Here is an 11,265-nt window from a genome sequence, read left to right on the forward strand (position 1 = left end):
GTACCATGGCCTGTCAGATCACCGTTGTCAGCCCTGGTAGCACGGCTGCAGATCGTGTTGAGACCACCCGTGGCCATCAGTGGCCCCAACCAAACATCAGAACCCAACCGTCGCCGACACCAGGTACGTACGCGGCGTAGACAACGTCAACCCCGGCTCACTGTCATCCGGCGCCCCCGCCGAACTCCAGTAACGGTCATCCAGCACGTTTTCGACACTGGCACGCACGGTAACCTCCTTGCCCTCGACCTTGAACGCATAGCGCGCGCCCACGTCATAACGCTCCCAGCTGTCGACCTGCTTGCGGTTGGCCTGGTCCAGGTACTGCGAGCTGGAATGGATACCGCGCCCGGTCAAGGTCAACCCCTGCACCCCCGGCACGTCCCATTCGGCCCCAGGTTGACGTTGTACTCAGGCGTAGCCGGGGCACGGTTGCCGTCATAGACGCCACCCGCAGTGCCGCTCAGCTCGCTGTCGATGAACATCACGCCACCCAGCAGGCGCACACCCTGCAACGGCTCGCCGAACATGCTCAACTCGACACCCCGATTTTCACGCTTGCCGTTGGGGCCGAACACCCGCGTGCCTGCATTGGTCTCGTAAGCCGGCTGCTTGATGCGGAACGCGCTGGCGGTCAGGGCAAAGGTGCCCAGGTCATACTTGGCTCCCACCTCGACCTGACGGCTGACGAAAGGCGCAAATATCTGGTCTTCGTTGATCGAGCTCGACGGCGCGATCTTGCCCTGGCTCAAACCCTCCATGTAGTTGGCATACACCGACAGCTGATCGGTCACCTTGTACAGAATGCCACCCGAGGGCGAGACCTTTTCTTCGTCGTAGGCAGTGGCGCCCTTGATGCCATCGCTCCAGTCATCGACCTCGACCCGCTGCCAGCGCGCCCCCAGGGTCAGCAGCAGGCGGTCATCGACAAAACCCAAGGTGTCGGACAACGCCACGCTGCTGAAGCGGTTCTCGGTGTAGTCCTTCCCATCATCACGCGTGGGCGCGCCCGGAGCCGGTATCTGCACCGGGTTGTACAAGTTGCTGAGGCCACTGGCATAACGTGCGCCGCCGTTCTCGAAGTCGAGGGAAAAGTAGCTGGCCGCCAGGTTGACCTCATGGCTGACCGGCCCGGTAGCAAACCAGCTGCGCACACCGGCGGCAGCGGTACGCACATCCTCGTCACGGGTGAACACCCGCGGCTGTACGGTGAAATCGCCCGCATCATTGGAGATCGAGACATTGTGGCGCAGGAAGTCATAGGTGCTTTTGCGCGCCCCCACCGCACCGTACAGCATGACCGCGTCGCTCACATCGAACTCGCCCTTGAGCGCGCCAAAGGTATCGTGGGTGCGCGCCTTGCTCCAGGGCTGGGCATAGTTGTGATGCACACGCTCGGCGTCCGGTACCTTGGCGCTGGCGCCCACCAGTACGCGCTCCTGCGGCGCGTTGGTGTCGCGCTCGGTGTGCCCCATGTCAGCCGAAAGGCGCACACGCTCACCACGAAAATCCAGGCCCAGCACGGCCATCTCGCGCTCCACGCGCTGGTGCTCCCACTCGGTATCACCGCCCTGCCTGGCACCGTTGAAGCGCACGCCGAACTGCTGCTCGTCGCCAAATCGGCGGCCGATATCCACCGCCCCACCCGCCTGGCCCGCCGAGGCATAGCTGGCGGTGAGCTCGGTGAGCGGCGTGTCGCCGGCGCGCTTGGGCACCACGTTGATACCACCGCCCACGCTGCCGCGCGGCGAGATACCGTTGATCAACTGGCTGGGGCCCTTGATCACATCCACCCGATCGGCCATTTCCATGTCGATCGAGTAGGTCGGCAGGATGCCGAACAGGCCGTTGTACGACACATCGCTGTTGAGCAGGCTGAAGCCGCGAATGGTGAACTGCTCGAAGCGCCCACCAGCCGGGTTGGTGGCACGCACCGACGGGTCGCTGGCAATCAGGTCGCCCAGGGTGCGCGCCTGCTGGTTCTTGACCGCCGCACTGGTGTAGGTGGTCATGCTGAACGGGGTTTCCATGAAATCGCGCGACCCCAGCAGCCCCTGCGAGCCACGCCGGGCCACTTGCCCGCCGGCGTAGGGCGCACTGTCGGCATCCAGCGGCGCGGTACGCGCGCCGGTGATGCTGGTGGGCGCGATTTCAACGGCCGAGGAATCCTGCGGCGCCGGCATCAGGGTGTAGGCCCCCTCGCCCACCGGCACCAGTTGCAGGCCACTGCCTTGCAGCAACCCGGCAAAACCGCCCTCGACACTGTAGCTGCCGGCAAGGCCGGCGCTGTGACGGCCGCTGACCAGCGCCGGATCGACCGAAATGCTCACCCCGGCCTGCCCGGCAAATCGCGTGAGGCGGCTGCCCAGGTCGCCGGCGGGCACGTTGTACTCGCGCTGCGTGCTGGTGTCGGCGAAGGCGGCCATGGGCGTCAGCGGGCCGACGCCGAGCAACAGGCTCAGGCACAGGGTCGGGCGGATCAGTACGGGCATTGGGGGGGCTCTCTGTCAGGTTCACTTACCCCTGATGACAAGCAAGCAGCAAAAAAGGGACACGCCTGCGAATTCTTTTCGCAAAGACTACCTTCGGTACACCTTTATCTGTATATCCATACAGATAAAACTTGCCTGCCTTGCGCTTCCTGCGCATGCTAGGCGCCATCGAAGCCTGATGAAGAAGCCCGCCCGGCATGCGCCTGTACCTCTGCGAAAAACCCTCCCAGGCCAAGGACATCGCCAAGGTCCTCGGCGCTACCCGACGCGGCGACGGCTGCTGGGTCGGCACGGGCGTGACCGTCACCTGGTGCATCGGCCATTTGCTCGAAACCGCCCCGCCCGACGCCTACGACGCCCGCTACAAGCGCTGGGCCCTGGCCGACCTGCCGATCATCCCGACGCAGTGGAAAATGCAGGTCAAACCCAGAACCGCCAGCCAGTTCAAGGCGGTCAAGCGCCTGCTGGGCGAAGCTGCCGAGCTGGTGATCGCCACCGACGCCGACCGTGAAGGCGAGATGATCGCACGGGAGCTGGTGGAACACTGCCGCTATCGCGGGCCCATCCAGCGCCTGTGGCTGTCGGCGCTCGACGACGCCTCGATTCGCAAGGCCCTGGCCGTGCTGCGCCCCGGCGCCGACACCTTCAACCTGTACCACTCGGCGTTGGGGCGCTCGCGCGCCGACTGGTTGATCGGCATGAACATGAGCCGGCTGTTTACCCTGCTCGGTCGCCAGTCCGGCTATCAGGGCGTACTGCCGGTAGGCCGGGTGCAAACCCCGACCTTGCGCCTGGTGGTCGACCGCGACCGCAGCATCGCCGACTTCGTGCCGGTGCCGTTCTGGGCCATCGAGGTGCAACTGGGCAGCGCCGGTAGCCTGTTCAACGCGCAATGGCGCGCCCCCGACGCGCAGTGCGACGACCAGGGCCGCTGCCTGAACCAGGCCATCGCGCAACAGGCTGCGGCGGCCATCACGGCGGCAGGCTCCGCGCACTTGCGCAGCCTGGCCACCGAGCGCGTTCGGGAAGCACCGCCCTTGCCCTTCGACCTCGGCACACTGCAAGAATTGTGTTCGAAAAAGTACGCACTGGGCGCGCAGGAGACCCTCGACATCGCCCAGGCCCTGTATGAAACCCACAAGGTCATCACCTACCCGCGCAGCGACTGCGGTTATCTGCCCCTTAGCCAGCATGCCGAAGCGCTGGCCATTCTGGCCGCGCTGGGGCGCAGCGACCCAAGCCTGGCGCCGCTGCAGCCGCACCTGCAGGCGCAACGCCGCTCACGCGCCTGGAACGACGCCAAGGTCAGCGCCCACCACGGCATCATCCCCACCGCTGCCGCCGTCGACCCGTCGCGTCTGCCGCCCAAGCACAAGGCGGTGTACGTACTGATCCGCGCCCGCTACCTGGCGCAGTTCCTGCCTAACCACGAGTACGACCGCACACAGGCCGACTTCGACTGCGCCGGGCAGGCCCTGCGCGCGGTGGGCAAGCAGATCGTCGAGCCAGGCTGGCGGCGGGCACTGCCCGAGGCGCTGACACCGCCAAAGGGCCGCGAGGCCCCTGTGGCACAAGTGCTGCCGGCATTGCAGCATGGGCAACAGTGCGAGGTGGCCGGGGTCAACCTGAAAGACCTGTGGACCCAGCCGCCCAAGCCCTTCACCGAGGGCGACCTGATCAAGGCCATGAAGAACGTGGCCAAGCTGGTGGACGACCCGCGCCTGAAGCAGAAGCTCAAGGACACCACCGGGATCGGCACCGAGGCGACCCGCGCCGGGATCATCCAGGGCCTGCTCGACCGGGGTTACCTGGTCAAGCAAGGCAAGGCGCTGTCGGCCACCCCCGCCGCGTTCAGCCTGATCGACGCGGTACCCCGGGCGATTGCCGACCCGGGCACCACGGCAATCTGGGAACAGGCGCTGGACATGGTGCACAGCGGCGAGATGAGCCTGGAAGACTTCGTTGCCAAGCAATCGGCCTGGATGAGCAAGCAAGTGCAACGCTGCTCGGGCATGAGCCTGAGTATTGCCGGGCCTGCGGCACCTGCCGGGCGTGGCGGCGCACCGTGGAAGAAGAAGCGCAAGAGTACCGGGGCGGCCAAGCGGCCACGGGCGCCCAAGGCGAAAAAGGGTTAGCCTTCACACCTTCACCTACTGACAAAGGACTGTTCATGAAACTGGGCTACACGATCGTCTATGTACCCGATGTCGAGGCATCGCTGAGCTTTTTCGAGAACGCCTTCGGTTTGACCCGACGCTTCTTGCACGAGTCCGGCGACTATGGCGAGCTGGACACCGGCCCGACTACCCTGGCGTTCGCCTCGCTGGAACTGGGCAACAGCAACTTCCCGGAGGGTTTTGTCGCGGCCAGCGACAGCCAGCGCCCACTGGGCATGGAAATCGCCCTGGTGACCGACACCGTGGCAGCCGCCCACGCCGAGGCACTGGTCAATGGTGCCACCGAACTCAAGGCACCCGAAACCAAGCCCTGGGGGCAGACCGTCTCCTACGTACGCTGCCCGGCCGGTGTGCTGGTGGAGCTCTGCTCGCCGATGAGTTGATCTGGCGCTTCGCTCAAGCGCGGATCACAGCCTTGAGCACCGCCTTGAACGTCTCGATCTGCTCGTCACTGAAGGCTGCAAATACCGCGTCCTGCTGCTCGCGGGCGATCGTCCACAAGGCCTCGGTCTGGTCGATGCCCGCCACGCTCAGGCGCACATGCCCCGCCGCCTCGCTGTCACATACCAGGCCCTTGCGCTTTAGGTTGGCCACCGCCTCGTCGATCTCGCGTGCCGGCATCGCCACTTCGCGCTGCAAATCGGCCAGGTTCAGGCCCGCATCGTTCTCCAGCACCATCAGCATGCGTGCCTCGCTGGTGCGCAAGCCACTGGACAGTTGCCTGGGCTGATAGCTGGCCTGATAGGCACGCAACGCCTGGGTCATCAGGTAGTACAGGTTGTGGCTCAGGCGTCCCTGGAAGTGGCTGCTCGGCGCCTGGCCTTCTTCACGGCGGGTCATGCGGGTGTGTGGCAGCACCATGGAGTACGCACCCTGATGATAGAGCAAGGGCGAACGTCCACTGTCTTCGAAGGCAACCACCTTGCCCAGCATGATCCAGTGGTCACCCCCATCGATCAACTGGTGCGTCAGGCACTGGAAACTCGCCGAGCAATCGGCCAGCAGCGGCGCCCCGCCCTCACCCGCGCGGTGCTCGATACCGGCGAAGCGATCGTCCCTGGGTTTGGCGAAGTTGTTCGACAGCTCGATCTGGTCGGCCGCCAGTATGTTTACCGCAAAGTGGCTGGCCGCCTGGAACACCTCCAGGCTGCTGGAGCGCTTGTCCAGGCTCCAGAGAATCAATGGCGGGTCGAGCGAAACCGAGTTGAAACTGTTGGCGGTCACACCAACCTTGTGCCCCGCCGCATCGGCGGCAGTGACCACGGTGACGCCGGTGGCGAAGTTGCCCAAGGCACGACGAAACGCACGGCTGTCGAAGCCCGTGAGTGGTTGAGTAGACATGCAAGACTCCCCGGCTGCCGCCAGGGCAGCCGTTGATTGTTGTTAGGGTGGGGCGGTGTGGCTCAGACCATGCTCGGGTCGGGCTCCAGGCCCATCAGCTCACGGCCGAGGATCTGGGTGCACACATCATAGTCGGTGTAGGCATGCGCACCGGTCATGTGCGCATCACGCCACAGCCGCTGCATCTCGTTGGACTCGAACCAGGCAGTGCCGCCGGCGGCTTCGAACAGGCGGTCCACGGCCTGGATGCACATCTTCACCGCGTAACCCTGGTTGGTGCGCCAGAACGCCAGGGTCTCGCGGCTCGGATACTGGTGGCGTTCGCTGTGTTCGGCATGCTCCTGCCAGGTTTTCTCCAGGAAGGCGCGGGCAGCAGCCACCTGGTGGGTCGACTCGGCCAGGCGCATCAGCGCGGGGGTCGCCGCCCCCACCGCGGCACCGGTGTAGGCCCGTACGCGGGTGCGGGTCTTTTCCCGGAACACTTCGAGCATGCGTTCGGCGATGCCCAGGCTGACCGTGGAGAAGCCGCTGGCAAAGTAAGGACGGTACGGCGAGTAGAACACCTTGCTGTCCGGGTACAGGCCGAAGCCGGCGGACTTGCCTTCCATCATGTCCTTGGCTTTCTGGATGCGGTACTCGGGCACGAAGACGTTGTCGATGATCAGGGTCTTGGTGCCGCTGCCTTTCATGCCGGCGGCGTGCCAGTCGTCGCGGATCTGGTAAGCGCTGCGCGGCAGCACGGCGAAGCAGTAGTCCTGGGTGCCTTCGGCATTGGCTCGGCGGCAGCCGACGATGGCCCATTCGGCATGGTCGCTGCCGCTGCTCCAGCCCATTTCACCGCTGAACAGCAGGCCGCCTTCGACTTCCTCGACGCGCCCGAACGGCGCGATACTGCTACTGGCAGTGGCATTGCGATCAGTGCCCCAGATCTCTTCCTGCAAGCGTGCCGGGAACATCGCCAACTGGTGGCTGTGGGTGCACAGCAGGCTCATGGCCCAGGCGGTGCTGGCGCAGGCGCCGGCCAGCAAGGCGATGCAATCGGCGAATGCAGGCAGCGAGATCTCCATGCCGCCGTAGGCCTGGGGCTGGAAGGCGCGGTGCAGGCCGATGCCCTTGAGCAGGGCGATATTCTCGGCGGGGACCTGGCGTTCCTGCTCGGCGCGCGCGGCATTGGCGGCGATGATCGGCAACAGTGGCTTGAGGTCTTCAAGCAGCGGGTTTGGCTTTTTCATGGGTGGCCCTGCTTATTGTTGGATGTCCGCGCTGGGCTGCGACAAAGGCAGTCAGCGCTGGATGCAGGCAGTATGGGAGGGTCAAGGCGACGGGAAAATGCACCTTCCAGAGGCAAGATTGTACTTATCATGGGCCTTGGGGGCCTCTTCGCGGGCAAGCCAGCTTCAACAGGTCATGCGATGTACACAGAACACTGTGGGAGCTGGCTTGCCAGCGAAGGCGTCAGCGGGGCTGTACCTGAACGACCTCCTGCAACCGCGCCCACAGCCGTGCCACATGCTCACGCTCGGTCGGCAATGCGCCCACCGACACGCGCACCATCCATTCACCGTTCAAGGTGGCCGGGGTCACGTACGCAGCCCCGGAGGCATTCAGCCGGTCGGCCCAGGCCCGCGTGTGGCGGTCCAGCGCATCGCCTTGCAGCCCGCCCGGCTGATGACGAATGCACAACGTCTGCAACTGCACCGGCGCCAGCAATTCCCAGCCCTGCGCGTCCGCCACCTGCTCGGCCAGCCAGCGCGCGTTGTCCAGGTCGCGCCGCAAGCGCTGTTGCAAGCCCTGCACACCTTCACTGCGCAGCATGAACCACAGTTTCAGCGCGCGGAACCGGCGCCCCAGCGGTACACCCCAGTCGCGCAGGTTCTTCACCTTGCTGTCGACCGCCGACTGCAGGTAGCTGGGGTTGGTGCTCATCACCCGGATCAGGTGTTGCGGGTCACGCACGAAGTACAACGAACAATCGAATGCAACGCCCAGCCACTTGTGCGCATTGACCACGATGGAATCGGCCTGCTCGATGCCCTCCCACATCCAGCGGCACTCCGGCAGGATCATCGCCGAACCGGCCATGGCCGAGTCGACATGCAGCCACAGGCCATGGGCGCGGGCGATCCGCCCGATCGGTGCCAGCGGGTCCAGCGCGGTGGTGGTCGTGGTACCGGTGGTGGCCACCACCGCGCACGGCTGCAGCCCTGCCGCCAGGTCCTGCTCAATGGCCGCGGCCAGGGCCTCGGGGCGCATGGCGAACGTCGCGTCGACCTCGATGTAGCGGATGTTGTCCTTGCCGAACCCGGCCAGCAACGCCGCCTTGTCCACCGAGCTGTGTGCCTGCGCACTGGTGTAGATCATCAGCGGCTTGGCCAGGCTCTGCAGGCCGCCCTTGACCAGCGCATAGTCGCTGGCGCGTTCGCGGGCACAGATCAATGCCACCAGGGTGCTACTGGACGCCGTGTCCTGGATCACCCCGCTCCAGGCACCCGACAGGCCGACCATCTGGCGCACCCAGTCCACCGTGGTCTCTTCCAGTTCGCTCAGTGCCGGGCTCGACTGCCAGGACAAGCCCAGTACCCCGAGGCCGCTGCTGAGAAAATCCCCCAGCACCGAGGACAAGGTGCCGTTGGAAGGGAAGTAACCGAAAAAGTCAGGGTGCTGCCAATGCGAAAGCCCCGGCATCACTAGGTGATCGACGTCCTGCACAATCTGTTCGAAGGCTTCACCCTGCTGTGGCGCGGCCTTCGGCAGGGCGTTCTTCAGGTAACCTGGCGCGACCTGCGCCATCACCGGCAGGCTGGCGACCGTGCTGCGGTAGTCGGCGATGCGGTCGATCAGTTGATGACCCTGCTGGCGAAATTCTTCTGGGCTCACGCGCTTGCTCCTGTGGTGGTGGTTGCACTGCCACCGAGTCTAGGCGCTGCCAGGCGCGTTAAATACGCCAGGCGCTACATAGCTGCTATGGCGAATCCACATAGTTGCCGGTCACGCCGAACTGCGACTGCTGCCACAAGTCGAACACCAGTGCGCGAAACCAGCGGTGTTCGGCCGACGCATGCAAACGCTGATGCCACACCACCCAGTAGCGCTGGGTGTGCTGCACGAACGCCAGCGGGCGCCACACCAGCGGGTGCAGGCGGCTGAGCTGGCATGCGATATGTTCCGGTACGGTAACCAGCGCCTGCTGGTACACACCACCTGCACAGCCGCCGAGAAGAACGGCACTTGCAGCGTAATCCGCCGGCTCAGCCCCTGGGCGCGCAGGTGCTGATCGATGAAGCTGTCCTTGTCGCCGCCCCCGCAGATGCGCACGTGGCCCCAGGCGCGGTAATCGTCCTGGCTCAGGGCGGCGTGCTCGCTCAACGGGTGGTCGCGGTGCATCAGGCACACCGCGCGGTCCTCACCCAGCATGCGCCCATGCAGGTTGGCCGGGGCGTTGTCGAACAGCGTCGTGGCCAGGTCGATTTCGCCGCTGGCCAGGCACTCGAACTGGCCCGGCGACCAGGCCCGGTAGTCGATCGAGACCCCCGGCGCCAGCTCGGCCAGGCGGTTCACCAGCAGCGGCAGCATGTGTTCGCCAATGTAGTCCGAGGCCGCCAGGCTGAAACGTCGTTCGCAGCGTTGCGGGTTGAACGCCTGTGGCTGACGCAATGCTTCCAGCTCGCCCAGCACCTGGCGCAGCGGCGCCACCAGCGCCAGGGCCTGCTCGCTCAGCACGTAACCGCGGCCCTGACGCACCAGCAACGGGTCATCGAAAGCCTGGCGCATATGCGCCAGCTGCCGGCTGAGCACCGACTGGCTGCTGCCCAGCCGTTCAGCGGCATGGCTGAGGTTCTTCATCTGCAGCAGCGTGTCGAGGGCGTGCAGGTGCGCCAGGCTCAACGAGGCAAAGGTGGGGTTCACGGTGGGCTCCAGCGGTGGTGAAGCCCCAAGGCTAAGGGGTTTTACCCCGGTTTCACAGCGCCGCTGCCGCCGGCTGTGCCCTGCCCCCGTCTGCGCTGGTAGGCAATCGCCAGCCCCACAAACCAGAACGGCATCACGCACAGGGCCAGTCGCGTATCCGGTTTGAGCGCCAGCAGTGACAGCACAAACGCCAGAAACACCAGGGTCACCCAGGCCATCGCCACGCCGCCCGGCATCTTGTAGCGCGACTGCGCATGCAGCTCAGGTCGCACTTTGCGGTAGCAGATGTACGACACCAGTATTGTCGACCAGGTGAAGATCACCAGGATCGCCGAGATGGTGGAGACGATGGTGAACACCGTCATCACTTCCGGAAAGATGAACAGCAACAATACCCCCAGCAGCATCAGCAACGTCGAGAACGCGAGGCTCGCCACCGGCACGCTGTGGCGCGACAGGCGGCCCATGCGCGCCGGGGCATTGCCCTGACGGGCCAGCCCGAACAGCATGCGGCTGGTGGAGAACACCCCGCTGTTGGCGGACGAGGCGGCCGAGGTCAGCACGACGAAGTTGACGATGCCCGCCGCGGCGGGAAAGCCGGCTACCAGAAACAGCTCCACGAAGGGGCTCTTGCTGGGCGACACCTGCTGCCACGATGTCACCGCGATGATGCATGCCAGTGAAACCACATAGAACAGAATGATGCGCAGCGGGATGGCATTGATCGCCTTGGGCAGCACTTTTTCGGGGGAACGGGTTTCTGCGGCGGTGGTGCCCACCAGCTCTGTGCCGGCAAACGAGAAGATCGCGATCTGAAAGCCTGCGAAGAAGCCCATCAACCCATTGGGAAACGCCGCCCTGGCCTCGAACAGGTGCCCGAGCGAGGCCGTGACGCCGGTCGGCGAAACAAAGGAGGTTGCGATCAATACGCCACTCACCGCAATCAATGTCAGCACGGCAATGATCTTGACGATGGCAAACCAGAACTCCACCTCGCCGAACAGGCGCACCGTGAGCACGTTCAGGGCGAACAAGGTGATCATCATGCCGATCGCTGGCCCCCAGGCAGGCACGTCGGGGTACCAGTGCTGGAAGAAGCCGCCCACCACCACGGCGTCTCCCACCACCGCGACACACCAGCTCAGCCAGTACGACCAGCCCAGGAAAAATGCAGCGCGCGGGCCGATGTAGGCACCCGCAAAGTCGGCGAAGGACTTGAACTGCAGGTTCGACAGCAGCAGTTCGCCCATGGCCCGCATCACGAAATACAGGAAGAAGCCGATGATCATGTAGATCAGCAGGATCGAGGTTCCGGACAAGGCAATGATCTTGCCCGAGCCCATGAACAG

The 11,265-nt window shown here is 65.0% G+C and carries 6 protein-coding genes and 2 pseudogenes; 2 read left to right on the forward strand and 6 right to left on the reverse strand.

Translation table 11 applies throughout. From position 1 onward, the window contains the following. Positions 1 to 96 precede the first annotated feature (96 nt). Positions 97 to 2,426 (reverse strand): annotated as a pseudogene (locus tag G3436_RS13800) (TonB-dependent siderophore receptor). A gap of 263 nt (positions 2,427 to 2,689) precedes the next feature. Between G3436_RS13800 and G3436_RS13805 the strand changes: the two are divergent. Then, a complete protein-coding gene (locus G3436_RS13805) occupies positions 2,690 to 4,627 on the forward strand; it encodes a DNA topoisomerase III (protein ID WP_163945830.1) in 1,938 nt (645 codons plus the stop codon). Positions 4,628 to 4,662: 35 nt separating this feature from the next. Next, positions 4,663 to 5,052: a VOC family protein gene (locus tag G3436_RS13810; protein WP_163945832.1), complete on the forward strand. Its 390-nt coding sequence runs from the start codon at positions 4,663 to 4,665 to the stop codon at positions 5,050 to 5,052. Positions 5,053 to 5,065: 13 nt separating this feature from the next. Here G3436_RS13810 and G3436_RS13815 read toward each other — a convergent pair whose 3' ends face one another. The 5 genes and pseudogenes from G3436_RS13815 to G3436_RS13835 form a co-directional block, all read right to left on the reverse strand. Further along, the gene (locus G3436_RS13815; protein ID WP_163945833.1) at positions 5,066 to 6,010 is read right to left on the reverse strand and encodes a p-hydroxyphenylacetate 3-hydroxylase reductase component; all 945 of its coding nucleotides are present in this window, start codon (positions 6,008 to 6,010) and stop codon (positions 5,066 to 5,068) included. Positions 6,011 to 6,072: 62 nt separating this feature from the next. Further along, a complete protein-coding gene (locus G3436_RS13820) occupies positions 6,073 to 7,242 on the reverse strand; it encodes a p-hydroxyphenylacetate 3-hydroxylase oxygenase component (protein ID WP_163945835.1) in 1,170 nt (389 codons plus the stop codon). Between the two features lie 223 nt (positions 7,243 to 7,465). Then, a complete protein-coding gene (locus tag G3436_RS13825; RefSeq protein WP_163945837.1) occupies positions 7,466 to 8,887 on the reverse strand; it encodes a DOPA decarboxylase in 1,422 nt (473 codons plus the stop codon). Positions 8,888 to 8,972: 85 nt separating this feature from the next. Beyond that, a pseudogene (locus G3436_RS13830) lies at positions 8,973 to 9,916 on the reverse strand (LysR family transcriptional regulator). A gap of 41 nt (positions 9,917 to 9,957) precedes the next feature. Further along, the coding region (locus G3436_RS13835) for an amino acid permease (RefSeq protein WP_163945839.1) at positions 9,958 to 11,265 on the reverse strand (1,308 nt) is incomplete at its 5' end.

Source organism: Pseudomonas brassicae, assembly GCF_010671725.1.
Classification (GTDB): Bacteria; Pseudomonadota; Gammaproteobacteria; order Pseudomonadales; family Pseudomonadaceae; genus Aquipseudomonas; species Aquipseudomonas brassicae.